Consider the following 24,368-nt stretch of genomic DNA (forward strand, 5'->3'; position numbering starts at 1 on the left):
TTTCCTACTGGGAAAGTTACCTTTGACTTTCCCGGCAGGCAAGTAAGGGAGCCGAAGTCACCCCCGGGTGTGCGGTGGCGCGGTGCTCGCGCGCTCCACCAGGCGGGTCGACAGTTCCGTGCGCGTGCTCTCCGGGTGGTGGCCCTCCATCATGCGCAGCAGCAGGCGCAGGGCGGTGGCCGCCATCTCCGAGAGCGGCCGGCGGACCGTGGTCAGGGCCGGGGCGGCCCAGCGGGCCTCGGGCAGGTCGTCGAAGCCGACCACGCTCATGTCGGCCGGTACCGTCAGGCCCCGCTCGGCCAGCGCCTCGTACACGCCGAGGGCCATCACGTCCGAGCAGACGAACACGGCCGTCGGCGGCTCGGGCAGGTCCAGCAGCTCCCGCGTGCGCCGCCGGGCCGCGGCGCGGTCGAACCCGGCGTGGCGGACGTACTCGGGCCGGTCGGGCACCCCCGCCGACGCCAGGGCGGAGCGGTAGCCGGCGATCCGCGCGCCGCTGCCGAGGCTGCGCCGCTGACCGGCGACGACGGCGATCCGCTCGTGGCCGAGGCGCAGCAGGTGCTCGGTCGCCGTCACCCCGCCCTGCCAGTTCGCGGCGCCCACCGACACCACGTCCGACGGCGGTTCCACCGCCGGATCGATCATCACGAACGGAATGCGGTGCTGCTCCAGCCACGCGTACTGGAGAGCGGTCGGCTCGGCCAGGTCGAACAGCACCCCGGACGAGCCGCGCACCACGAGCCGGTCCAGCCAGCCGTGGGCCGGTCGCGGCCGTTCCTCGCCCCCGGGCCGGGGGCGGTTCAGGCCCGCCGAGACGACCACCTCGAGTCCCGCGTCGTACGCCGCCTCCTCCACCCCGCGCAGCACCGCGCCCGACCGCGAGCTGTCCAGGGAGTGCACGACGAGATCGACCAGCCGGAGCGCCCGCGCGGTGTCGAAACGCGGGCGGCGCACGTAGCCGAGCCGGTCCAGCGCCTCCGTCACGCGCCGGCGGGTCTCGGGTGCCACGTCCTCCCGTCCGTTGACGACCTTGGACGCGGTCGGCACCGAGACCCCGGCTTCCCGGGCCACGACCGCCAGCGTCGGCCCGGCCGACGTGCTCGCACTCGCCGTACGGACCATCGGGCAACCACCTCTCCGGCCCGTCCGGGGCCCGGGGACAGAAAGCGCTTCCTATCCTAGGTATGCCGCTCCCCGGCGGGAAGACCGGGGAAGAGGGGCGCCGCCCGGCGGCGGGTCAGCGCGCGAAGGTGGCGACGGTGTCCACACCCGCGTGCCGCAGGGTCCGGTGCACGGCGGGGCGGGCCCCGCGCACGGTGATCGCGATCTCCCGTTCCGGCGTCTCGGTGACCGCGCGCAGCAGCGCGTAGGCGCAGGCCAGGTCGATGTGGTGGAGGTCGGTCATGTCCAGCGTCCAGGCGGACGGCTCGCGCAGGCGGTGGTCGAGCAGGAGCTCCTCCAGCACGCGCAGCGCCGGAGCGTCCAGGTCGCCGGAGAAGGCCAGGACGGCGTGGTGCCCGTCCGCCTCGGCGATCCTCACGGGTGCGGTCGTCGGGCTGGAGCGACGCGGGTCGACGGTCACGACGGCCTCCTCAGCGACACGGTGCGGGCGGACGTGTCTCCCATTGTCCCCCAGCGGCGCCGCGCGGGTCGGCCGGAATAGACCGAACCTCCGCTGCGCTCTGACATGAGCGGTGCAACAGCGCGGTGAAGGGCTGGTGAGCGCGATGGCGGGCCGGACGAACCCCGTGATCCGAACGCCCCACGGGGCGGTACGGGGCAGGTACGAGCACGGTGTCGCCGTGTTCCGGGGCATCCCGTACGCGGCACCCCCCTTCGGACCGCGCCGGTTCCGGCCACCGGAGCCGCCCGAGCCGTGGGACGGCGTGCGCGACGCGGCCTCCTTCGGCCCCACGGCACCGAAACCGCCGTACTCCGAGGCCTTCGCCCAGTACCTCTCCGACCCGGCGATCCCCGGTGACGACTGCCTCAACCTCAACGTCTGGACCCCCGACCCCAGCCCCGACGCCCGCCTGCCGGTCCTGGTGTGGCTCCACGGCGGCGCTCTGACCAGGGGCTCCTCCGCCGTCCCCGTCTACGACGGCGGCACCTTCGCCCGGGACGGGGTCGTCTGCGTCTCGATCAACTACCGGCTCGGCGTCGAGGGCTACGGACTGTTCCCGGACGCCCCCGCCAACGCCGGCCTGCGTGACCAACTGGCCGCCCTGGAGTGGGTGCGGGACTCGATCACCGCCTTCGGCGGCGACCCCGACCTAGTCACCGTCGCCGGCCAGTCCGCCGGAGCCATCAGCACCGGCGCCCTCCTCGCCGCCCCGCGGGCCCGGGGCCTCTTCCGGCGGGCCGTCCTCCAGAGCGGCGCTCCCGAGGCGTCCGACCGCGACAAGGTACGGCGGATGGTCCGCCGCATGGCCTCCCGCCTCAAGATCCCCGCCACCGCCGAGGCCTTCGCCGCCGCCGACCGCGACCAACTGCTGCGCGCCCAGGCCGAGGTCGGAAGATTCAGCAGCCCGGTCCTCGGCGGGCCCGCCTTCGGCATCGTCGTCGACGGCGACGTGGTGACCCGCGACCCCTTGGAAGCGCTGGTGGACGGCGACGCCGCACGCGGCGTCGACCTGATGATGGGCTGGACCCGCGACGAGTACCGGCTCTGGCTGGTCCCCGGCGGCCTCCTCGAACGCGTCGACCGACTGGGCGCGGTCGCCCTGGCCGGCGCGCGGGCCCGCTGCCACTGCGGCAACGAGGTCGTACGCGGCTACCGCACCCTGCGCCCCGACGCCGGTGCCGCCGAGACCGTGGGCCAGCTGGTCACCGACCACCTGCTGCGCATCCCCCTGCACCGGGTGGCCGACGCGCGGCCGGGATCGTCGTACGTCTACGAGTTCGCCTGGCCGTCCGGCCTGCCCGACCTCGGCGCCTGCCACGCCCTGGAACTCGGCTTCGTCTTCGACTCCGGGGACGTGCCGGATTCACGCCGGCTCGCCGGTGAGGGGGCGCCGCGGGAGCTCGCGGACGCGATGCACGGGGCGTGGGTGCGGTTCGTCCGGTCCGGGGACCCCGGGTGGGAGGCGTGGGACGCCACGCATCCCGTCCGGGTCTTCGGGGACGGTGCCCCGCACACGGTGCGCGGTCCGCGCGACGCGGAGTTCGACCTGTGGAAGGCCGACGTCACCATGCGAGGAATGCGGTCCAGGCGGCTGGTGCGACGGTGATGTGGGGGGTGGGGGTGAGGTCGTCAGGGGTGACGGTCTTGGAGTCGCGGATGTGGATGGTGGTGGGGGCGTAGGCGACTTCGAGGCACTGGCCGCCTTCGCTTCCGCTGTAGCTGGACTTGCGCCATTCGTAGGCGACTTCGATGCAGTTGCCGCCCTCGCTGCCGCTGTAGCTCGACTTGAACCACCGAAGTGCGGTGCCGCTCATTGCTCTCCCAGGAGACGGTCCAGTAGGTCCCTCGTGTCCTCCGGGGTGAGGGCCTGTGACCGCAGCATCGCACACTTCTGGGTGAGGATCGCCACCTCGTCGGGGTCGGCGATCAGTTGACTGCCGCGCTGGTTCTCTGTGTAGGCGAGCCGCTGATGTTCAGGTGTCTCGAGCAGAACGAACGGGCCGTCGAGCGAGGCGTGACTGGCCCGGTCCAAGGGCAACACCTGAAGCATGAGCCCAGGCAGCTCGGAACACGCGCGAAGATGCCGAAGTTGCTCCGCCCACACCTGCCTTCCACCGATGGGTGCGTGTACGACCGGCTCCCAGACCACGAAGCACGTGATCGGTGGCTCCTTGCCCTGCAAGATCCCCTGACGTTCGATGCGCGCCGCCGCGAGGCGGGCGATCGTGTCTTCGTCGTAGACCGGTACACGACTGCGGAACACCGCCCACGCGTACGCCTCCGTCTGGAGCAGCCCCGGCAGCACCTGGTTCTCGTACGACGAGATGGCGATCGCCTCCCGCTCCCGGTCCAGGAACTCCTCCGCCCACAACGGAACCAGATCCACCTCCGGCATCTTGCTCAACGCGATCGACAACGCCCCCTTCGTCCCCAGGAGTTCGTCGAGCTGCTCGGCGAGATCCGGCTTCAGCGGGCGTCTGCCCTGTTCGATCGAGGCGATCTGCTGCTCGCCGATGACGAACCGTTCGCCCAGCGACCTCTGGGTGTGCCCGGCGGCCTGGCGGTAGAGGGCGAGCAGGGCCCCCACCATCTTCATCGCGGAGGCGTTCCTCCGTGTCGTCGTGCCCATGAGGTCGAACTCCCCACCCGCGTGCGTACGTCCACCGTCGCGCACCCGTACAGACCGGCTGTACGGCATCGCGCACTGTCTCATCATGACCACGGAGCGTGACCCTCGTCACGTGAACACCGAAACTCAACCCCCGTCCCCACGCGAGCGCTTCTACCGCCGGGAGCGCCGGTCCGTCCCCGCCGCGCGGGCGTTCGCGCGGGAGACGCTCGTCGACTGGGGCGTGCGCGGGCGCGCGGACGACGTGGTGCTGTGCGTCAGTGAACTGGCGACCAACGCCCTGCTGCACGGCGTACCGCCCGGCCGGGGCTTCCTGCTGCGACTGCTGCCCTGCGGGGACGGCGTACGCGTCGAGGTCCACGACAGCGGGGGCGGCGTACCCGCCGTACCGCTGGACCCCGACGGTGCGGGCGAGGGCGGGCGCGGGCTGCTGCTGGTGTCGGAGCTGGCGGACAAGTGGGGCGTGGCGGAGCGGGAGCCCGGCAAGGTCGTGTGGTTCGAGTGTGCCGTCCCGGCGGACTGACGGGGCACGCCCGTCTGCCCTCGGGGGCCTTCACCGGATCTCCACGCTCCGTCAGGTGCGAGGTGTCAGGCCCAGCAGCCGTTCACGGTCGCGGCGAGGCCGTCCATGGCGTCCTTGATGTCGCCCGGGGCGGCCGTCGAGTTGTTCTCGATGAAGGAGAAGATCCGCCAGTCGCCGTCGTCGGTGCGCGTGACACCGCTCAGGGCGACGGCACCGGTGAGCGTGCCGGTCTTCGCGTGCACCTTGCCGACGGCGCACTCGGAGTTGGGGTCGTCGAAGCGTCCCCACTCCGGGCCGAGGCTGGCACCGGCCTCGCCGGAGACGGGCAGACCCTCCAGGATCGAACCCAGGGCGGGGGACTCCGTGATCGCGTCGAGGAGCTGTGCGAGGGTCGCGGCCGGAATGCGGTCGGCCCGGGAGAGGCCGCTGCCGTCGTGCATCTCGAAGTTGTCGAGGGAGATGCCGTACGAGCTGAGCACCTGGCGGACCAACGCGGTGCCCGCCTCGAAGGTCCCCGGCTTGCCCAGCTCCACCGCGCTCATCCGCAGCAGGGTCTCGGCGATGTTGTTGTCGCTGGTCTTGAGCATCTGCTTGACGATGTCCGACAGCGGCGCCGACTTGTGCTGCGCCACCGGTACGTCGGAGCCCTTCGCCGTCGTACGGCTGACATCGCCCTTGACGGTGATGCCCTGCGCGGCGAGCTTCTCGGCGAAGACCTTGCCGGCGTCGATCGACGTGTCCTCGACGGCGGCACCGTCGACCACGAGCGAACGGACCGGGGCGACCTCGGTGGGGTAGTAGCCCTCGTTCCAGCCCTCGGCGAGGCTCGGGGCGGCGAACAGGCTGTCGTCCACCCGGACCTGGACGTCGGTCCGGCCCGCCGCCTTGAGCCCGTCGGCGGCGGTCCTGGCCAGCTCGGCGACGTCCTCGCCGGTGAGGGTGCGGTCACCGCCGCCGACGAGGGTGAGGGTGCCCTCGCCGTACATCACCTTCGTGGTGAACTCGTGGTTCGCGCCCAGCAGCGTCAGGGCCGTGGTGGCCGTGGCGAGCTTGACGTTGGAGGCCGGCATGAGGGCGGTGGAGCCGTTGTGGTCCCACAGGGGGGTGTCCGAGTCGGCGTCGAGCACGACGCCGCTGACGTCGGTGCCCAGGCGCTCGTCGGCGAGGCGCTCGTCGAGGTTCTCGACCAGCCGCGCGTCGTCCGCGCCGAGGTCGTCGACCGAGACGCCCTGCGGTCGCGGGCCGCTGTCGTCGGCGGCGAAGGCCGAGGTCCCGGCCAGCGTGGCGGAGGCCACGGGCACGGCCATCGCGAGCACGAGGGCCCGTCGCGCGCCGACGCGGCTCACTCTCACCCGGCGGTGCCGGCGCCGTCCGCCCGGCGTGAACGTGTTGGAGGAGGTTCCGTCTGGCGTTCCAGTCATGAAGTGAAGTCCAAAGATCGGTTGCTTCGGTCTGTGGGGGTGAAGCGCCGGGCACGCTACCAGTCGTCATATGAAGGACCGGGACGGTGATCGACGGGATGTGAATGTTGTGCGACCGAATTACGGAACGGCTTTCCCGGCGCCCTCGTGAAGCGGGTCCTCCCGGTGTCGTACGGGAGATTCCGTTGCCCTTTCGGGCACCGGGAAAAGGGTTTTCGGGGCGTCGCCGCGCCACCGGGCGCGCAACAGCCCGCCGACGGCCACCGCGAGGGCCACCACCGTCCCGGCGGCGATCGCTCGCCCGAGGCCGGAGCCGGCTCCGCTCACCGGAACCGCGGCGGCCACCGCCACGACGCCCGCTCCCGCGCAGGCCGCGACCGCCTCCGTCCACGCGCGCGCGGCCCCGCGCCCCCACCGCCAGGGCCACGTCTCACTCGTCACCAGGTGGGCCACGAGCAGCCCGATCACGCAGGCGCGCTCCCACCAGGCCGGATCGCCGGACGCCGCGATCACCACGACACCGCCCGCCAGCACCGTCGTCCGGTGCCGCAGCAGACGGTAGGACCACCGCACGGACTCCAGCGACGGCCGCCGGTCCAGCGACGGCGCCGCCCACACCGCGAAGGCGACCGCGCACCCGAACACGACCGCGTCCGGCGCGCCGTTCACCGTCGCCCACGGCCGCCACGCCATCACGACCGCCGCCGCCCCGAGCACCCGCACCGGCAGGGTGCCGGCCCAGTACCCCAGGTACTCCCGGAAGCCGACCCGGTCGTCGAGCACCGTCATCCCGCGCGCCCCCTCCCGCCGACCCGCCCCGACAGCAGCGGCGCCAACGCCAGATCCAACGACTCGCCCACGACGTGCCGCACCACCGGCACCCCGCTGTCCCGCAGCGCGAAGCGCATCGCGTCCCGCTCCGCGCGCCACAGCCGCAGCCCCAACTCGCCCGCCGCGTCGCCGGGTTCGACCTGTGGATCGCCGCTCGGGATCTCCACGACGACCGGGCGGCGCCCGCGCGCCTGGAGATCCCGCAGCACCTTCAGCACCCGTGCGTCGCTCAACGGCGTGAACACGTACACGAGAGCGCCCTCCGGCAGCGCGGGCGGCGGTACCCGTTCGAGGCCGGACGTCTCGAACCGCCGGTCCTTGCGGACGTCGAGGACGCTCTCCACGATGCGGTAGAACGCCGCGTCCCCGGTGCCCGGCGCCAGCCAGCGCGTGGTGCCCCCGGTCGAGACGACCCCCACCCGGTCGTGGGTGCGCAGGTAGGCCCGGGTGAGCCCGGTGGCCGCCCGCACCGTCTCGTCCAGGGACGACGTACCGGTCACCGGGTCCACGACGTCGCCGAACGCGTCGATCAGCATCACCGTGTCGGCGGCCCGTTCGGCCGCGAACCGGTGCAGTTGCACGGCCCCGCGCCGGGTCGTCGACGGCCAGTGGATGCGCCGCTGCCGTTCCCCGGGCACCCAGGGCCCCACGCCGACGACCTCGACCCCTTCGCCGGCCTGCGGCGAGGCGTGCTCGCCGAGTCGCTGCGGCAGCCGGGCCGGGATCGGCGTGAACCGCGCCTGCGTGGCCCGCGGGAAGACCGCCACCTCGGCCGCCTCCACGCGCACGGTGCGGCGCACGGTGCCCCCGGCGTCGTACACGTCGAGGTCCACCGGTCCCAGCGACCAGCGGCCCCAGTGCAGCGCGGTGTGGCGCAGCGTCACCGTGGACGGGCCGACGACGACCTCGTCGAGCCGCAGACCCGGGCCGAGCGTGACGCCGGGATCGAGGCGGACGGCGCCCCCGTCGTGGGCGACCGCGATGCGCAGGGTGACGGTGTCGCCCTCGAAGCAGCGGCCCGGTTCCACGGTCGTCGACGTCTCGACGCGCCGGGGGAAGGCGCGGGGCAGCGGCAGCGCGAGCAGCACCAGCGGCGCCGCCGCGAGTGCCAGCAGCCACGCCCGCCCGGTGAGCAGCGCGGCGGACAGCGCGACGACGGCGACGGTCAGCAGGCGCAGCGTCCGCTCGCTCGGGCGCGGCCCGCCGGGCGGCGGGGGCGGCGGCTGCGCCGGGGAGGTGCGCCCCTCCAGGGCGCGGACCGCGGCGGCGTTCGGCGGCGGCGCGGGAGCGGGCGCGGTCACGAGGAGACGGCGGCGGCCGTACGCCGTGTCGTGGGCGTGCCGACGCTGCCGACGATCTCGCGCAGCACGTCGTCCGTGGACACCTCGCGCACCCACAACTCCGGCCGCAGCGACACCCGGTGGGCGAGCGCGGGCACCGCGAGGGACTTGACGTCCTCCGGGACGACGTAGTCGCGGCCGTCCAGCACGGCGCGGGCGCGCGCCAGCTGGACCAGGGCGAGTCCGCCGCGCGGCGAGGCGCCGATGCTGATCTGGGGGTGGTCGCGGGTCGCGCCGACGAGCGCGACGGCGTACTCCAGCAGGTCGTCGTCGATCTCCACGCGCTCCACGACGGCCCGCCACGCCACCACGTCGGCGGGCCCCGCCAGCCTTTCGAGCACGGCCTCGGGCGCGGCCCGGTCGATCCGCGCCCGCAGCATCGCCAGCTCCTCACCGGCGGTCAGGTAGCCCATCCGCACCCGCAGCTGGAACCGGTCGAGCTGGGCCTCGGGCAGGGAGTACGTGCCCTCGTACTCCACCGGGTTGGCGGTCGCGATGACCACGAACGGGTCGGCCAGCGGCCGGGTCTCGCCGTCCACCGTCACCTGCGACTCGGCCATCGCCTCCAGCAGCGCGGCCTGGGTCTTGGGCGGCGTCCGGTTGATCTCGTCGGCGAGCAGCAGGTGGGTGAAGACCGGGCCGGGGTGGAACACCATCTCGCCGGTGCGCTGGTCGTACAGCGGCGTTCCGGTGACGTCGGAGGGCAGCAGGTCGGGCGTGAACTGGATGCGGCGGAAGTCCAGGCCGAGCGTGGTGGCGAAGGACCGCGCGAGCAGGGTCTTGCCGAGCCCCGGCAGGTCCTCGACGAGGACGTGGCCGCCGGCCAGTACGCCCAGCATCACCAGTTCGAGGGCGTCCGGCTTGCCGACGACGGCACGGCCTATCTCGCGCAGTACGGCGCCGGCCTGCTCGCCGACCTCTTCGGCGGTGCGGAGCTGAGGCGTGGGGTCAGTCGTCACGTCGCTTGATTCCTTACCGGTGCGGGGTACGAGTGCGGGGTGCGCCGAGCGTTTCGAGCCGGTCGACGAGGCGGCGCAGCACGTCGACGGGGACCTCGCCGTCGGGCCCGGTCCCGGGTGGCTCGGGGCCGAGCCACGGCCACAGCTCGGGTCCGATCAACTCGGCCGCACGCTCGGGCTGCTGGTCGAGCGAGACGTGGTGGTGCTCGGCGAGCGCGGCGGCGTACAGGCGGCGCAGCTCGGGCCGGAGCACCGCGCGGTAGTAGAGGGCGCCGTCGGGTCCCGTGGCGGTCCCCACGTTCCGCCGCCACTCGCCCATGCCCGGCGCCCTGGTCCGCAGCAGCCGCACCTCGCCCCGGTGCCCGGAGTCGAAGGCGCCCGCCCCGGCGACGTACCGGGCGACGAGCAGCGCCACGACGACGAGCAGGGCCAGGAGGGCGCCGGCCGCCTCGGCCCCGTCGAGGAGCAGGACGAGCAGGACACCGGAGCCGGCGACCGCGCCGCCGAGCAGCCCGAGCCGGCCCAGGGTGAGCATGTCCTCGCCCGAAGTCTCTTCCGCCGACCGCATCACCGCGCCTCCTCCCGGTCCAGGAGCATCGAGGCGATCTCCTCCAGCGCGTCGGCCGCGGCCTCGCGGTGCGAGGCGTCCATCGGGTGGGAGGAGAACCGCGCCTCGCGGAACAGCGCGGTGAGGCGCGGTGCGGCCGGTCCGGGGGCGAGTCCCGCGGCGACGGCGCGACTGAGCAGGTCGGTGGGACTGTCGGAGGCGTGCCGCGGTACGCCGGAGGCGACGAGGGCTTCCTCCATCCCGGCGTAGCAGGCGATGACGGCCGTACGGGCGTCGCCGGTGTCGGCCAGGGCGCGGCGGCCCGACCGCACGGCGGACAGCAGCACGCGCGCGTCGTCGTCCTCGCTCGCCGCGCCCGCGAGGTCGGGGCGCTGCGGCACCCTCAGCCCGAGCCGTCGCAGCCGTCGCACGACGGCCACCGCGACGAGCACGACGACGACCGCGGCCAGCAGGCCGAGGACGAGGTAGAGCGGCAGGGACGGAAGGCCCGACGAGTCCCCCGAGCCGCCCGGGGGGACCGGCCGGCCGGGAGCCGTCGGGGTGGGGAACCGCGTCGGGAGGACCTCCGGAGTGTCCGACCCGCCGCCGCCTCGGGAGAACCGGTGCAGGACCAGGGCCAGGACGCCGATGACGCCCGCCCCGGCGATCAGCAGCGGTCCGGCGGCCTCCCGCAGCCGCTCCTCACCCGGTGGCAGCGTGGCGCGGTAGGCGTTGAACCGGGGGCGAAGGCGCCGGACGGCCATCAGGACTGCCACCGTCCAGGCGGCGGACGCCCCGATCGCGACGATGCCCCAGTGACCCAGCGGCCCCTTGCCGGAATGCAGCAGCCCCTCGGCGGGCCGCAGTGCCAGCGCGGCCACGGCCAGCGCCACGACCACTCCCACCGCGACCAGCGCCCCGGGCACCGCCCGCTGCCGCCCCCCGTGTTCCATGCGGTCCCCTTGTCGAACCCGTCGCCCCCGAACGCCAGTTCGCCGTCATCCTGGCACATACCCGCCGACCACGGCACGGCGCGCACCCCCCGGACGACCGGACCTCCGGCCGCCGCTCACGCCGATGCCAGCGTCGCCGCGACCGACCTGATCGTCCCCGGCCCCACCCGGCAGCAGCCGCCGATCAACCGGGCCCCGGCCGCCCGCCACCGGCGGACCCGCCCGGCGTCGAACGAGGAACTCCCTTTCCAGGAGCGCGCCTCAGCGTCCCAGGCCTCCCCGCTGTTCGGGTAAACGACAACCGTCTTTCCGGTGACGCGGGCGGCGGTCTCCACGGCGCCGGGCACGTCCCCCGGGGCGCAGCAGTTCACGCCCACCGCGATCACCTCCTCCGCGTCCGCGGCCAGGGCGAAGGCCTCCTCCAGCGGCTGGCCCGCACGGGTGCGGTCGCCCGCGACGGTGTACGACAGCCAGGCCGGCACACCCAGCCCGCGCACCGCCCGCAGCAGCGCCGCCGCCTCGTCGGTGTCGGGGACGGTCTCCAGCGCGAGCACGTCCGGCCGGGCCGCCGCCAGTACCTCCAGGCGGGGACGGTGGAAGCGCTCCAGCTCCGCGATCCCCAGCCCGTACCGCCCCCGGTACTCGGAGCCGTCCGCGAGCATCGCGCCGTAGGGGCCGGCGGAGGCCGCCACCCACAGCCGTCGGTCCACCCGCGCACGGCGGGCCGCCTCCCGCGCCGACTCCACGCTCAGGGCCATGAGTTCCGCGGCACGCCCGCGGTCGACACCCCGCCGGGCGAACCCGTCGAACGTCGCCTGGTAGCTCGCGGTGATCGCCACGTCCGCACCCGCCTCGAAGTAGGCGAGGTGCGCCTCGGTGATCGCCTCCGGTTCCTCGGCGAGCAGCCGCGCCGACCACAGGTCGTCGCTCAGGTCGTGACCCGCCGACTCGAGTTGGTTGGACATGCCCCCGTCGAGCACGAGGGGGCGGCCGGAGGCGAGGGCGTCGGCGAAGTCGCTGGTCATGGCATGAGACTAGTCACCGCGAGGGGACGACCGGGGGGCCGTGTCCCCCGTGCGAGCTACGGCCAGGTGTCCACCGTGAGGTGACGATCTCCGGCCGCCGGATCCGTAGCGTCCGGTGCAGCCCGCGGCACACCCGGCCGCGGCCCGGAGAAGGGGTTCTCGTGAGGTTTGTCTGGCAGTTCCTGGCCGTCGTGGCGATCACCGCACTCGGGGGAGGTGCCATCGCCGCGGTGAAGGGGAACGACTGGCTCTCGCTCGTCCTCGGTCTCGCGGCCGCCGCGCTGGCCGTGCTCGTGTACGCGTGGGTGGTGCGGCGGACCGAGCACCGGCCCGCCCTGGACGTGGCCCGGGAGGGCGCCGTCGCCAAGACCGGCTGGGGCGTCGTGATCGGGACCGGCATGTTCGCCGCCGTCATCGTCAACCTCTTCACCTCCGGGCACTACGACGTGGACGGCCTGGGCTCGGTGACGGGCGCGCTGGGCCTGGTCGGCTTCATGGCCGGCGCCGCCGCGACGGAGGAAGTGCTCTACCGCGGCGTGCTGTTCCGGATCATCGAGGAGCGCACCGGCACGTACATCGCGCTGACGCTGACCGGCCTCGTGTTCGGCCTCTCGCACCTGCTCAACGAGGACGCGACCCTGTGGGGCGGCATCGCCATCGCCATCGAGGCCGGCTTCATGCTCGCCGCCGCGTACGCCGCCACCCGCAGCCTCTGGTTCGTCATCGGCGTGCACTTCGGCTGGAACTTCGCCGCGGCCGGCATCTTCAGCACCCAGGTGTCCGGCAACGGCACCAACGAGGGGCTGCTCGACTCCTCGATGTCGGGCCCGGAGCTGCTCACCGGCGGCGCGTTCGGGCCGGAGGGCAGCGTGTACTCGGTGGGCTTCGGGGCGCTGCTGACGCTGGTGTTCCTGTGGCTGGCCCACCGGCGCGGCACCATCGTGCCCTTCGGCTCCCGGCGGGCCGCGGGTGTCGACACCGCCGTTAAACTTCCCCGGTGATCCTTCGTCGGCGCGTCCCGGAGCTGTGGCACCGGCTCGACGTCACGGTCCGGGACCTCCCGCTCGGCGTGCTGTTCCTCGTCGCCTCCGTCCTGCCGGTGTTCCACGGCGACGGCACGGAGGTCGGCGGTCTGCCGCACCGGCCCGCCGACGCGCCGGCCGTCGCGGCGGCCGTCCTGCAGTGCCTGCCCCTCGCCGTGCGCCGCCGGTGGCCGCTGGTCTGCCTCGCCCTGGTGTCGGCCGGCTTCGCCCTCGACCAAGTGCGCGGCTACCACCTCGTCGCGGGCACCGCGCTGCCCATCGCCCTGCTGAGCGCCGGGTCGTACCTGGACAGGTACCGGCGCACCACCCTGGTCGCCGCCACCGTGGCGTTCGCGGCGCTGTCGGTCGAGCTGCACCGGCGCGGGCCGGGCGAACCGGCCGCCGAGTTCGTGACGTTCTACCTGGCACTGGCCCTCGCGTGGGGCGTGGGCACGTGGATGCGCTCCGCCCGGCTCGCGGAGGCCGAACGCAGCAGCCGCGTCGCCGAGGACGCCCGGACCGCCGAACGCACCCGGATCGCCCGCGAACTCCACGACGTCGTGACCCACCACGTGACGGCGATGGTCGTGCAGGCCGAGGCCGCCCGCTACCTGACCGCAGCGCCCGACCGGCTCGACCAGACCCTGACCGCCGTGAGCGACACCGGCCGGCGCGCCATCACCGATCTGCGCCACCTGCTCGACCTGCTCAACCCCGACCACGGCACCGGCCACGGCGGCGAGGACCGCACGCCGCCCGTCGGCCGGGTGCTCACGCTCGTCGAGCAGACGCGGCGGGCCGGTCAGCCGGTGGAGTTCACCGAGGAGGGCACGCCGCCCGCCTCGACCGGCAGCGCCGACCTCGTGGCCTACCGGGTCGTGCAGGAAGCCCTGACGAACGCGCTCAAGTACGACCACGGCAGCCGGACCTCGGTCCTGGTGCGCCACGGCGAAAGGGAGATCACCGTGGAAGTCGGCACGGACGGTTCCGGTTCCCGGGGCGCGTCCCCCGGCGGCAGCGGGCGGGGACTCGACGGCCTGCGTGAACGGGTCGACGTCCTGGGCGGCGACTTCAGCGCGGGCAGCCGGTCGGACGGCGGCTTCCTGGTCCGGGCGCGGATACCCGCGGGGAGCCCGGCATGAGCGCGCCGGTCCGGGTGCTGGTCTGCGACGACCAGGTGCTGATCCGCACCGGTCTGTCGACGATCATCGACGCGCAGCCCGACCTGGAGGTCGCCGGCGAGTGCGGGGACGGGCGGACCGCGGTCGAGTTGGCCGGCCGGCTCCGCCCGGACGTCGTGGTGATGGACGTACGCATGCCGGTGCTCGACGGCATCGAGGCCACCCGGCTGCTGGCCGGGGCCGGGGTCGAGCACCCCGTGAAGGTGCTGGTCGTGACCACTTTCAACCTGGACGAGTACGTCTACGAGGCACTGCGCGCGGGAGCGAGCGGATTCCTGCTCAAGGACGCGCCGCCGGACCGGCTGCTGCACGGCATCCGCACCGTGGCCACGGGCTCCGCGCTGCTGGACCCCGAGGTGACGCGCCGGCTCGTGGGCCGGTACGCCGCCCGGATCCGGCCCGCCGAGGGCGGCGCGCGGGACATCCCGCTGACACCCCGCGAACTGGAGGTCCTGCGCCTCATCGCGGACGGCCTGTCCAACAGCGAGATCGCCGCGGCGCTCGTCATCAGCCACGAGACGGTCAAGACCTTCGTGTCCCGCATCCTCACCAAGCTCGGCCTGCGCGACCGCGTCCAGGCCGTCGTCTACGCCTACCGGCACGGCCTGGTGACCTGACGCCCGCGCGGACCCTCGGTGTCGGAACCGTTGACCTCCCCCTGTCACACCCTTACCTTTTCGACGTTCGTGATCACAGATGGTGTTCGGTATGTCGGACGATCGTGCAGGGCCGCCGTCCGCATGACGAACTCCCCGTCGAGAGGCAGCCCGCATGAGCCGCGCCGACGAAGCGCCCGCGCAGCCCGCAGTCCCCGGCCGACGCCTGCTGTTGAAGGGCGCCGCCGCCGCGGGAGCCCTGACGGCCGTCCCCGCCGTCGCCTCCGCCGCGCCCCGGAAGGCGGCGCCCTACGTGAACCCGCTCGTCCGCAACCGCGCCGACCCCCACATCCGCCGTCACACCGACGGCTTCTACTACTTCACCGCGACCGCCCCCGAGTACGACCGCATCGTCCTGCGCCGCGCCCGCACCCTCAACGGCCTCGCGACCGCCCACGAGTCCGTCATCTGGCGCAAGCACGCCACCGGCGACATGGGCGCGCACATCTGGGCGCCGGAGATGCACCGCGTCGGCGGCAAGTGGTACATCTACTTCGCCGCCGCGCCCGCCGAGCGCGTCTGGGACATCCGCGTCTGGGTCCTGGAGAACGCCCACCCCGACCCCTTCCGGGGCACCTGGGTCGAGCGCGGCCAGGTGAAGACCGCCTGGGAGACCTTCTCCCTCGACGCCACCACCTTCACCCACCGCGGCACCCGCTACCTCGCCTGGGCCCAGCACGAGCCCGGCATGGACAACAACACCGCCCTGTGGCTGTCCGAGATGGAGAACCCCTGGACGCTGAAAGGCCCTCAAGTACGGCTCTCCACACCCGAGTACGACTGGGAGTGCGTGGGGTTCAAGGTCAACGAGGGCGCGTCGGTCATCGCCCGCAACGGACGGCTGTTCATGACGTACTCCGCGAGCGCCACCGACGCCAACTACTGCATGGGGCTGCTGACCGCCGACGCGGACGCCGACCTGATGGACCCCGCGAGCTGGTCGAAGTCGCCGACGCCCGTCTTCACCAGCAACGACACCACCGGCCAGTACGGTCCCGGCCACAACTGCTTCACCGTCGACCGCGACGGCACCGACGTCCTCGTCTACCACGCCCGCCAGTACGAGGAGATCGACGGCGACCCGCTGAACGACCCCAACCGGCACACCCGCATCCAGAAGCTGGGCTGGAAGGCGGACGGCACCCCGGACTTCGGCGTCCCGGTCGCCGACACGGCGAGGGAACGGGCGTGAACGTGCGTGCCGGCCACCACCACCCCGGTGGCCGGCACGCCCGGGGCCCCGTCTTCCGGAAGGGCGGGAACACTTCGGCCGACGCCGAAACAACCGGCCCGTAGCGTGCGGGACATGAACGACGAGAACACCGCCACCGCCGCCACCCCCGCCGACACCGTCACCGGCATGGTCGACCACGTCCTCGCCCTCGCCGCGACCTGGACCGCCTGGGACGGGCGGCCCGCCCACGTCGACGGACGCGTCTACACCCCGCACAAGGCGATCCGCCGGGTCGCCGACCACATGGTCGATCACCTCGCCGAGATGGAGGCGCGGCTGGCGGGGGAGGAGACGCAGCCCGACCACTGGCACGCCTCCAAGGTCACCACGGAGGCGGACCGCGCCCCCTTCACGCAGGAGGACCTCGACGAGGCCCGCAGCCGGCTCACCCGGCTCGCCCGGATCTGGGCCAACCGCCTCGACGCGCTCACCGAGGAGCAGCTCGACCACTCGCCCGGCGAGGGCTGGAGCTTCCGCCGGCTCGCCGCGCACCTGGAGGAATCCGTGTACTACGCCGACGCGGTGGGTGACCTGTCGTGACCGGGTTCGCCGGTCTGCACCGTGCCGGTGAGCCGCTGCTGCTGCCGTGCGCCTGGGACCACGCCTCGGCGAACGCGTTCGCCGCGCGCGGGTTCCGGGCGATCGGCACGACCAGCCTGGGCGTGGCGGCGGCGGCCGGGCTGCCGGACGGGGCGTCGGCGACCCGCGACGAGACACTGCGGCTGGCCCTCACCCTGGGCTCGGGACCGTTCCTGCTCTCCGTCGACGCGGAGGACGGCTTCAGCGACGACCCCGACGAGGTGGGGGAGTTCGCGCGGGAGCTGGCGGCGGTCGGCGTCGTGGGCGTCAACCTGGAGGACGCCCTCGGCCCCGCCGACCGCCACGCCGCGAAGATCACCGCGGTCCGTGCGGCGGCCCCCGGCCTGTTCGTCAACGCCCGTACGGACACGTACTGGTCCGGCGACGGCTCCTTCCCCGAGACGGTGCGGCGCCTGGACGCCTACCGCGAGGCAGGCGCCCACGGGGTCTTCGTCCCCGGCCTCACCGAACCCGGCGCGATCGGCGACCTCGTCGCCCACCTGGGCGACGTCCCGCTGAACGTCCTCCACTCGCCCGCCGGGCCCGCCCTGCCGCACCTCGCCGACCTGGGCGTGAGCCGGGTCAGCCTCGGCTCGCTGCTGTACCGGCGGGCGCTGGGCGCGGCCCTGGAGGCGGCGGAGGACGTGCGGGCGGGGCGCGTGCCGGGCGGGGGCACGCCCACGTACGAGGAGGTGCGGGCGCTCGGCGACTAGCGGCCCGGTCCGGTCTGTTGCCCGGCCGGCCAGTGCGTCAGCGCCACGTGCAGTGCCTCGACGGCCTTGTCCCAGGACGCCCGCACGTCGCGCGGGGCGCCGAAGCCGCCGGTGGCCTCCAGGGCGCAGTAGCCGTGGAAGGTGCTGCGCAGCAGGCGTACGGCGTCGGTGAGGTCGGGTTCGGTGAGGCCGTAGGCGCGGAGCATGCCGTGGGTGATCTCGGCGGTGCGGCGCAGGGCGGGGGAGTCGGCGACGCGGGACTGGTCGACGCGGATCTGGGTCGCGGCGTAGCGGCCGGGGTGGCGCAGGGCGTAGGAGCGGTAGGCGTTCGCGAAGGCGGCCAGCGCGTCCTTGCCGGCCCGCCCGGCCACCGCCGCGGCGATCTCGTCGATCAGCTCGCCCCCGGCCAGCAGCGCGACCCTCACGCGCAGGTCCTGGAGGTTCCTGACGTGCGTGTACAGACTCGCGTCCTTCACCCCGAAGTGCCGGGCGAGCGCGGAGACGGTGACGTTCTCGAGTCCGGCCGCGTCGGCGAGGTCGGCGGCGGCAGCGACGACACGGTCGGTCGTAAGACCCACTCGGGGCATGAGCCACCTTCCCTCTTCCTAGAGCTCCTAGGTTTCATGCTAGGGCGGGCAGGGCGGCATGCGGGGCTCATCTTCGGGCCGTTCAATGTTCATCTTCTGCCTCGATTCTCCTCGGAGCCGCGCACGGCGGCGGTTTCCAGGAGGGGCTCATGGGGCACGGACACGGTCACACGCACGGCCATCACCACCACGCACACACGCACGACCACGAGGCGCCCCGGGCCCTGCCCGCCGCCTTCGACACCACCGTCCCCGACGAGGCCCTGAGCCCCGAACAGCAGTCCCGACGGGGCCTGCTGCGCCGCGCCGGCCTGCTCGGCGCCGGACTGGCCGCCGGCACCGTCCTCGCCCAGACCGCCACCGCCGCCCCCGCCGAGGCCGCGGGCAACGGCCGCCGCAAGAAGGGCTTCCTCTGGCTGGCCGGCGACCACCACATCCACACCCAGTACAGCAGCGACGGCAAGTACCGCGTCGTCGACCAGGTCCGCCAGGGCGCCCGGCACGGCATGGACTGGCTGGTCATCACCGACCACGGCAGCGTCACCCACGCCAAGATCGGCGTGGAGAAGGTCAACCCGGACATCCGCGAGGCCCGCGACGCCTACGCGGACACCCTCGTCTTCCAGGGCCTGGAGTGGAACATCCCGGGCGCCGAGCACGGCACGGTCTTCGTCCACCCCGGCAAGAACGAGGTCTCCGTACTCAAGCAGTTCGAGACCGGCTACGACGGCGGCGTCAAGGGCGCCACCGACTCCACGCCGGCCAACGAGGCCCTCGCCGTCGCCGGCCTCTCCTTCCTCGCCGACCAGGTCAAGCGGCGCAAGGTCAAGGACGCCCTCATGCTCGCCAACCACCCGGCGCGCAAGGGCATCGACTCCCCGCACGAGATCCGCGCCTGGCGCGACGCCACCGGCACCGGCGACCGGCAGATCGCGGTCGGCTTCGAGGGCGCCCCCGGCCACCAGGCCGCCGGCCTGCCGAAGCCGCTCGGCATGGGCCGCGCCCGCGGCATCTACGACGGCAGTCCCGGCGTCAACTCCTTCCCCGGCTACCCGCTGGAGAGCTACCGCACCTGGGGCGGCTTCGACTGGATGACCGCCACCGTCGGCGGCCTGTGGGACAGCCTCATCGCCGAGGGCCGCCCCTGGTGGATCACCGCCAACTCCGACTCCCACCAGGTGTACGCCGACACCGCAGCCCGCGGCGGCGGCGACTTCGACGCCAACGGCCGCTACGACGACCCGGTCTACGCCGGCCGGATCGACGTCACCCAGGGCGACTACTGGCCGGGCCAGTACAGCCGCACCCACGTCGGCTCCGACGGCTTCGACTACGCCGCCGTCATGGACGGCATCCGCGCCGGCCGCATCTGGGTCGACCACGGGCAGCTCATCAGCGGCCTCGACGTCCGCGTCTCGGGCGGCGGCCGCTGGGCCACCCTCGGCGGCGCCCTGCACGTCCGCAAGGGCACCCGGGTCACCCTGTCCATGGACGTCGCCCTGGCCGGCGGCCCCAACTGGGCCGGGTTCGTCCCGAAGCTGGCCCGCGTCGACGTCATCCAGGGCGACGTGACCGGCCCGGTCGCCGACAAGGACACCTTCACCGAGCCCACCGCCCGCGTGGTCAAGTCGTACGAGGTGAACAAGGACTCCGGCACCGTCCGCCTCACCTACGACCTCGGCCGCGTCGACCACCCCGTCTACCTCCGCACCCGCGGCACCGACGGCAACCGCTCCGCCGTCGGCGCGATGGGCGCCAAGGTCGACCCGGCCGGCCCCGCCATCGACATCGTGGGCGACGCCGACCCGTGGCGCGACCTGTGGTTCTACTCCAACCCGGTGTGGATCCTCCCCTCGTGACCCCGCCGTACGCCATCGGCGTCGACACCGACGCGACGACGCTGCGCGAGGCCGACCACCTGCTCCAGGCGTTCGCGGCCGAACTCGACCTCCCCGCGGGCGTCTTCGGCTGCACCCACCTGGTGCGGGACGGCCGCCCGCGCGTCGCGCTGTCCCTGGCCGCGGACGCGGCCGGGACGGAGCCGGTCCTGCGCGCCGCCCGGGACCGGCTCACCGAGCAGGGGTACGAGGTCAGCGCCGGCGCCCCGGACGAGGTCGGCCGGGCCGTCCTCTACCCGGGCGCCGGCGCCCTCACCGGCACGCTGACCCTCGCCGAGCTGCTGACCCGCTCCGCGATCGACCGCGTGACCGTACTGGGCACGCCGGGCGAACCGCCCCCGGACACCCTGCTGGTGACCCGGGACCACGTGCGCCCGCAGTGGCAGGACGGCCGCCTCGTCCTGGCCGCCATGCCGGCCGCGGGCGGCACCCTCGTGCCGTTCGAGGACCCGGACCCGACACCGTGCTGCGCGGACCACTGACGGGTCGGTGCCTGCGCGGAGCACGGAGCGATCCGTAGGCGCGGAGCACCGAAAGGTCAGTAAGTGCGGTGCGCCGACCACTGACAGCTCCGTAAGGTGTTCGCGGACCTGGCAGCGGGGGACGGGGAGGCGACCGGCATGGCGCGGCGACGGCGGACGGCGGCGGCCCGGTGACCCACGAGGCACGGGACACCGGGAGGGCGGGCGACCGCGTCCCCGACGACCGCCGCCCGCTGTGGCGGCAACGGGACTTCGGCGTCTTCTGGGCCGCGCAGACCCTCTCCGTCCTCGGCGACTCCTTCGCGCTGATCGCCCTGCCGCTGCTGGTGCTGGAGGCGACCGGGTCGATCGCGCGGATGGGGCTGCTGACGGCCGTCGGCGGCGCGGCCGCGGTCCTCGCGGCGGTGTTCGCCGGGACCGTGGTCGACCGGGTGGACCGCCGCAGACTGCTCATCGGCTGCGACCTCGTACGCATGGTCCTGTACGGGCTGGTCCCCCTGGTGTGGCTGCTCGGCCCGCAGGTCTGGCTCCTGTACGCCGTCCTGCCGCTGTGCGAGGCCGTCGGCATGTTCTTCGCCGTCGGCTACGTCACCGTCGTGCGCTCCCTGGTCGGCACCGAACAGCTCACCGAGGCCAACGGACGCCTCAACGCCACCGCCGCGGCGGCCGGTGTCCTCGGACCGCTGTGCGCCGGTGTGGTGGCCGCCTGGTCCGGCCCGGCCGCCGCCGTCGGCGTCGACGCGGCCAGCTTCGGCGTCTCGGCGGCCCTCCTCGCCCTCGTCCGCTTCCGGCCCCGCCCCGCCGACGACCAGGGCAAGGGGGAGAGCCCCGGACTGTGGCAGGACCTGCGCACCGGCGTCGCCTTCCTCCGCGGGCACCCCGTGCTGCGCGCGCTCACCCTCCTGCTGTGCTGCTTCAGCTTCCTCACCCTCGGCCTCAACGACCTGGTCATCTACCACATCAAGCACGACCTCGGCCACGACGACGGCACGGTCGGCACCGTCATGGCGGTCGGTGCCCTCGGCACCATCACCGGCGCGCTGCTGGTGGCACGGGTGCGCCGCCGGCTCGGCTTCGGCCCGACCTGGACCGGAGCCGTCGCCGTGTGCGGACTGGCGTTCGCGGGGATGGGCCGGGCCGACGACGTGACCGCCGTCGCCCTGCTCAGCGCGGCCTTCCTGGCCTGCGTCGGCATGGCGGGCACCTGCTCGATGTCGCTGCGCCAGGAGGTGACCCCGGAGCACCTGCTCGGCCGGGTCACCTCCGCCTTCTGGACCCTCCAGTACTCGGTGGCACCCATCGGCGCGGCCGTCCTCACCTGGGCGGCCGAGGAACGCGGCACCACACCGGTCGCCCTGGTGGCCGGCGCCTGCTGCGTCCTCATCGCCCTCGCCGCGCTGTTGACCCCGATCCGACGGGCGGGGAAGTCCTGAGCCGCCGGGGACTCAGCCGCCCAGCACCCCGCGGACGAACGCGTTGCCGAACTTCCCCGCCGGGTCCAGGGCGGTCACCAGCGACCGGAAGTCGTCCAGCCGCGGGTAGAGCGCGCGCAGCCGGTCCGCCGGCGTCGTGAACACCTTCCCCCAGTGCGGGCGGGCCGCGAAGGGAGCCAGCGCCTCCTCCAGCCGCCGCACCACCGGCAGCACCGCGGCCGTGTCCTCGACCCAGGTGAAGTGCGCGGCCACGGTGTCCCGCCCGTAGGAGGGGCTCAGCCACTGCTCGTCAGCGGCGACCGTGCGGATCTCACAGGTCTGCAGCACCGGCGCGACGACCTCCCGTATCGCGTCCATCGCGCGCAGGGCGTCCAGGGCGTGCCCGCGCGGCATCAGGTACTCCGACTGCAGCTCGGCGCCGCTGCTGGGCGTGAACTCGGCGCGGAAGTGCGGCAGCCGCTCGTGCCAGGGCCCCGGCACACCGAACTGCTCGGTGCAGTTGACCGCGGGCATGCCCGGCACCGGGTGCATCTTCTCGGCGGCCGGAGCGGCGTGCGGGAAGTCGGACAGCGGCTGGTCGGTGCGCCGCTTCAGCCACACCTGCCGGAAGCCGGGCGCCCGCCAGTCCGTGAACAGGCTCACGCTGTACGCCGCCGCCATCACCGTCTCGAACGTCGCCGGGTCCAGGCCGTCCAGCGGCAGCTCGGTGAAGACGTGCTGCTCCACCTCGTAGGCCGGCTCCAGGTCGAGGGTGAGCGCCGTCACCACTCCCAGCGCGCCGAGCGAGGTCACCACGCCGCCGAACCGCTCGTCGCCGCGCGCCACGGTCACCGTCTCACCGTCCGCGGTGACCAGCTCCACCTCGCGCACGGACGACGAGAGCGGCCCGTTGCCGACCCCGGAACCGTGCGTGCCGGTCGCCACCGATCCGGCGACCGAGATGTGCGGCAGCGACGCCATGTTCGGCAGCGCGAGCCCGTGGCCGTGCACCACCCGGGCCAGCTCCGCGTACCGGACGCCGCCGCCCACCCGCACCGTGCGGGCCGCGGAGTCGACGTCCACCTCCGCGGGCAGGCCGGCCAGCGACAGCAGGACGCCCTCGGCGCCCGGCTCGGCGATCTCGTTGAAGGAGTGCCCGCTGCCCAGCACCCGCACCCGCGCGCTGTCCGCCACCAGGGCCCGCAGCGCGGTCAGGGAGTGCGGCCGGAGCAGTTCCTTGGCCGTGTACGTGATGTTGCCGGCCCAATTGGTCACGGTGATGTCGGTCATACCGCGGAAACCTACCCGGCGCGTTGGGAGGGCCCCCGCGCGGGAAGCCGCACCGGCGGGGGCATACCGTGAGAAGTCGAACGCCGGACCCGGGAGGAGACACGGGATGGACAGCCGTACCGCGCTGGTCGAGGATCTGATGGAGCGGTTCCCGCACGTACCGCGCGAGGCCGTCTTCAAGGAGGACCTCCTGCGGGGCGGTGTCGCCTTCGACCCCTCGGCGCTGAGCGACAACGAGGACGGCGAGGTGAAGCCGAAGTCCTACTTCATCTTCTCCTTCGACCACGGCACCCTGCCCGAGCTGGGCGAGGCCGCGCTGCGCCGCCCGCCCGAGGAGATCATCCTCACCGGCGGCCCCTACGACCTGCGCCGCACCGTCGTCTCCGTCCGCGTGAACCCGTCCTCGCCGTACCGGGTCGCCGCCGACGAGCACAACCAGCTCGGCCTGTACCTCGACGGCAAGCGGATCGCCGACGTCGGCGTGCCGCCCATGCCCGAGTACTACCGGCACAAGCTCTCCAACGGGAAGTCGGTCATGGAGGTGGCCCCGACCATCCAGTGGGGCTACCTGATCTACCTGACCGCCTTCCGCGTCTGCCAGTACTTCGGCGCCAAGGAGGAGTGCCAGTACTGCGACATCAACCACAACTGGCGCCAGCACAAGGCCGCCGGGCGGCCGTACACGGGCGTGAAGGACGTCGACGAGGTCCTCGAGGCGCTGGAGATCATCAACAAGTACGACACCGGCAAGATCTCCACCGCGTACACCCTCACCGGCGGCGCGATCACGTCGAAGGTCCAGGGTCTGGACGAGGCCGACTTCTACGGGCGGTACGCCAAGGCCATCGAGGAGCACTTCCCCGGCCGCTGGATCGGCAAGGTCGTCGCCCAGGCCCTGCCCAAGCCGGACGTCCAGCGCTTCAAGGACTACGGCGTGCAGATCTACCACCCCAACTTCGAGGTGTGGGACGAGTACCTGTTCAAGATGTACTGCCCCGGCAAGGAGCGCTACGTCGGCCGCGACGAGTGGCACCGGCGCATCCTGGACTCCACCGAGGTCTTCGGCGCCCGCAACGTGATCCCCAACTTCGTCGCGGGCGTGGAGATGGCCGAGCCCTTCGGCTTCAAGACGGTCGACGAGGCCATCGACTCCACCACCGAGGGCCTGCGCTTCTTCATGTCGCACGGCATCACGCCCCGCTTCACCACCTGGTGCCCCGAGCCCACCACCCCGCTCGGCAAGACCAACCCCGACGGCGCCCCGCTGGAGTACCACATCCGTCTCCTCCAGGCCTACCGCCAGACCATGGAGGACTTCGGCCTCTCCTCGCCCCCCGGCTACGGCCCGCCCGGCGCCGGCAACGCGGTCTTCTCCGTCAGCTCCTTCATGGACAGCCTGCCGGAGGACGCGCCGGTCGAGGTGTGAGGCGGGCGCCGGAAAAGGCGTTGACGGGGCGTGGTG

25 protein-coding genes are annotated in these 24,368 nt (G+C 73.5%); 12 read left to right on the plus strand and 13 right to left on the minus strand.

From position 1 onward, the window contains the following. Positions 1-57 precede the first annotated feature (57 nt). Positions 58-1,122: a LacI family DNA-binding transcriptional regulator gene (locus tag ACLIN4_RS27735; protein ID WP_411576337.1), complete on the minus strand. Its 1,065-nt coding sequence runs from the start codon at positions 1,120-1,122 to the stop codon at positions 58-60. Between the two features lie 115 nt (positions 1,123-1,237). After that, entirely contained in the window at positions 1,238-1,582 is a 345-nt protein-coding gene (locus ACLIN4_RS27740) for an STAS domain-containing protein (RefSeq protein WP_289909495.1), read from the minus strand. Positions 1,583-1,727: 145 nt separating this feature from the next. On the opposite strand from ACLIN4_RS27740, the gene ACLIN4_RS27745 reads away from it, so the two are divergent. Further along, positions 1,728-3,230 (plus strand): carboxylesterase/lipase family protein, encoded by a 1,503-nt coding sequence (locus tag ACLIN4_RS27745; RefSeq protein ID WP_289909590.1) that lies wholly within the window; start codon positions 1,728-1,730, stop codon positions 3,228-3,230. On the opposite strand, the gene ACLIN4_RS27750 is transcribed toward ACLIN4_RS27745, so the two are convergent. Both ACLIN4_RS27750 and ACLIN4_RS27755 read right to left on the minus strand, forming a co-directional pair. After that, complete coding sequence (locus tag ACLIN4_RS27750; protein ID WP_411576338.1) at positions 3,187-3,438, minus strand: DUF397 domain-containing protein; 252 nt, start codon at positions 3,436-3,438, stop codon at positions 3,187-3,189. The genes ACLIN4_RS27745 and ACLIN4_RS27750 overlap by 44 nt on opposite strands. Continuing rightward, positions 3,435-4,253 (minus strand): helix-turn-helix domain-containing protein, encoded by an 819-nt coding sequence (locus ACLIN4_RS27755; protein WP_179342448.1) that lies wholly within the window; start codon positions 4,251-4,253, stop codon positions 3,435-3,437. The genes ACLIN4_RS27750 and ACLIN4_RS27755 overlap by 4 nt, the downstream gene beginning before the upstream one ends. Before the next feature lie 85 nt (positions 4,254-4,338). Here ACLIN4_RS27755 and ACLIN4_RS27760 point away from each other — a divergent pair, with 85 nt between their 5' ends. Further along, on the plus strand, positions 4,339-4,776 hold the full coding sequence (locus ACLIN4_RS27760) for an ATP-binding protein (RefSeq protein ID WP_107477884.1): 438 nt from the start codon (positions 4,339-4,341) through the stop codon (positions 4,774-4,776). Positions 4,777-4,841: 65 nt separating this feature from the next. On the opposite strand, the gene dacB is transcribed toward ACLIN4_RS27760, so the two are convergent. From dacB to mmuM, 7 genes are all read right to left on the minus strand, one after another. Next, positions 4,842-6,197: a D-alanyl-D-alanine carboxypeptidase/D-alanyl-D-alanine-endopeptidase gene (dacB, locus tag ACLIN4_RS27765; RefSeq protein WP_411576339.1), complete on the minus strand. Its 1,356-nt coding sequence runs from the start codon at positions 6,195-6,197 to the stop codon at positions 4,842-4,844. A 120-nt stretch (positions 6,198-6,317) separates the two neighbouring features. Then, positions 6,318-6,986, minus strand: coding sequence for a hypothetical protein (locus ACLIN4_RS27770; protein WP_411576340.1), 669 nt, complete (start codon positions 6,984-6,986; stop codon positions 6,318-6,320). After that, positions 6,983-8,329: a DUF58 domain-containing protein gene (locus ACLIN4_RS27775; RefSeq protein ID WP_411576341.1), complete on the minus strand. Its 1,347-nt coding sequence runs from the start codon at positions 8,327-8,329 to the stop codon at positions 6,983-6,985. Before ACLIN4_RS27775 ends, ACLIN4_RS27770 begins: the two co-directional genes overlap by 4 nt. Beyond that, positions 8,326-9,327 (minus strand): AAA family ATPase, encoded by a 1,002-nt coding sequence (locus tag ACLIN4_RS27780; protein ID WP_100048660.1) that lies wholly within the window; start codon positions 9,325-9,327, stop codon positions 8,326-8,328. The genes ACLIN4_RS27775 and ACLIN4_RS27780 overlap by 4 nt, the downstream gene beginning before the upstream one ends. A 13-nt stretch (positions 9,328-9,340) precedes the next feature. Beyond that, entirely contained in the window at positions 9,341-9,895 is a 555-nt protein-coding gene (locus tag ACLIN4_RS27785) for a hypothetical protein (RefSeq protein ID WP_289909508.1), read from the minus strand. Then, entirely contained in the window at positions 9,895-10,827 is a 933-nt protein-coding gene (locus ACLIN4_RS27790) for a DUF4129 domain-containing protein (protein WP_411576342.1), read from the minus strand. The genes ACLIN4_RS27785 and ACLIN4_RS27790 overlap by 1 nt, the downstream gene beginning before the upstream one ends. A gap of 116 nt (positions 10,828-10,943) precedes the next feature. Further along, positions 10,944-11,852 (minus strand): homocysteine S-methyltransferase, encoded by a 909-nt coding sequence (mmuM, locus tag ACLIN4_RS27795; protein WP_289909512.1) that lies wholly within the window; start codon positions 11,850-11,852, stop codon positions 10,944-10,946. Between the two features lie 161 nt (positions 11,853-12,013). Between mmuM and ACLIN4_RS27800 the strand changes: the two genes are divergently transcribed. The 6 genes from ACLIN4_RS27800 to ACLIN4_RS27825 all read left to right on the plus strand — a co-directional run bounded on the left by ACLIN4_RS27800 (position 12,014) and on the right by ACLIN4_RS27825 (position 17,237). Beyond that, entirely contained in the window at positions 12,014-12,853 is an 840-nt protein-coding gene (locus ACLIN4_RS27800) for a CPBP family intramembrane glutamic endopeptidase (protein WP_411576343.1), read from the plus strand. Next, the gene (locus tag ACLIN4_RS27805; RefSeq protein WP_411576344.1) at positions 12,850-14,016 is read left to right on the plus strand and encodes a sensor histidine kinase; all 1,167 of its coding nucleotides are present in this window, start codon (positions 12,850-12,852) and stop codon (positions 14,014-14,016) included. The genes ACLIN4_RS27800 and ACLIN4_RS27805 overlap by 4 nt, the downstream gene beginning before the upstream one ends. Next, entirely contained in the window at positions 14,013-14,672 is a 660-nt protein-coding gene (locus ACLIN4_RS27810) for a response regulator (protein ID WP_289909518.1), read from the plus strand. Before ACLIN4_RS27805 ends, ACLIN4_RS27810 begins: the two co-directional genes overlap by 4 nt. Positions 14,673-14,826: 154 nt before the next feature. Beyond that, positions 14,827-15,903 (plus strand): glycoside hydrolase family 43 protein, encoded by a 1,077-nt coding sequence (locus ACLIN4_RS27815; RefSeq protein WP_289909519.1) that lies wholly within the window; start codon positions 14,827-14,829, stop codon positions 15,901-15,903. A 114-nt stretch (positions 15,904-16,017) separates the two neighbouring features. Further along, positions 16,018-16,485 (plus strand): hypothetical protein, encoded by a 468-nt coding sequence (locus ACLIN4_RS27820; protein WP_381915832.1) that lies wholly within the window; start codon positions 16,018-16,020, stop codon positions 16,483-16,485. Then, complete coding sequence (locus ACLIN4_RS27825; protein WP_411576345.1) at positions 16,482-17,237, plus strand: isocitrate lyase/PEP mutase family protein; 756 nt, start codon at positions 16,482-16,484, stop codon at positions 17,235-17,237. The genes ACLIN4_RS27820 and ACLIN4_RS27825 overlap by 4 nt, the downstream gene beginning before the upstream one ends. On the opposite strand, the gene ACLIN4_RS27830 is transcribed toward ACLIN4_RS27825, so the two are convergent. Beyond that, a complete protein-coding gene (locus tag ACLIN4_RS27830; protein ID WP_100048667.1) occupies positions 17,234-17,824 on the minus strand; it encodes a TetR/AcrR family transcriptional regulator in 591 nt (196 codons plus the stop codon). The two genes, ACLIN4_RS27825 and ACLIN4_RS27830, sit on opposite strands and share 4 nt — an antisense overlap. 149 nt (positions 17,825-17,973) lie before the next feature. On the opposite strand from ACLIN4_RS27830, the gene ACLIN4_RS27835 reads away from it, so the two are divergent. The 3 genes from ACLIN4_RS27835 (at position 17,974) to ACLIN4_RS27845 (ending at position 21,637) form a co-directional block, all read left to right on the plus strand. Beyond that, the gene (locus ACLIN4_RS27835) at positions 17,974-19,683 is read left to right on the plus strand and encodes a PHP domain-containing protein (protein ID WP_107477875.1); all 1,710 of its coding nucleotides are present in this window, start codon (positions 17,974-17,976) and stop codon (positions 19,681-19,683) included. After that, positions 19,680-20,204 (plus strand): hypothetical protein, encoded by a 525-nt coding sequence (locus ACLIN4_RS27840; protein WP_411576346.1) that lies wholly within the window; start codon positions 19,680-19,682, stop codon positions 20,202-20,204. The genes ACLIN4_RS27835 and ACLIN4_RS27840 overlap by 4 nt, the downstream gene beginning before the upstream one ends. A 170-nt stretch (positions 20,205-20,374) precedes the next feature. Then, positions 20,375-21,637 carry an MFS transporter gene (locus tag ACLIN4_RS27845; RefSeq protein WP_411576347.1) on the plus strand — a complete coding sequence of 421 codons (1,263 nt, stop codon included), beginning with the start codon at positions 20,375-20,377 and terminating at the stop codon, positions 21,635-21,637. A gap of 12 nt (positions 21,638-21,649) precedes the next feature. On the opposite strand, the gene ACLIN4_RS27850 is transcribed toward ACLIN4_RS27845, so the two are convergent. Further along, positions 21,650-22,906: an FAD-binding protein gene (locus tag ACLIN4_RS27850; protein WP_107477878.1), complete on the minus strand. Its 1,257-nt coding sequence runs from the start codon at positions 22,904-22,906 to the stop codon at positions 21,650-21,652. 106 nt (positions 22,907-23,012) lie between these two features. On the opposite strand from ACLIN4_RS27850, the gene ACLIN4_RS27855 reads away from it, so the two are divergent. Further along, the gene (locus tag ACLIN4_RS27855; protein ID WP_107477879.1) at positions 23,013-24,332 is read left to right on the plus strand and encodes a radical SAM protein; all 1,320 of its coding nucleotides are present in this window, start codon (positions 23,013-23,015) and stop codon (positions 24,330-24,332) included. The last annotated feature ends 36 nt before the right edge of the window (positions 24,333-24,368 follow it).

Source organism: Streptomyces mutabilis, assembly GCF_046628145.1.
Taxonomy (GTDB): domain Bacteria; phylum Actinomycetota; class Actinomycetes; order Streptomycetales; family Streptomycetaceae; genus Streptomyces; species Streptomyces mutabilis.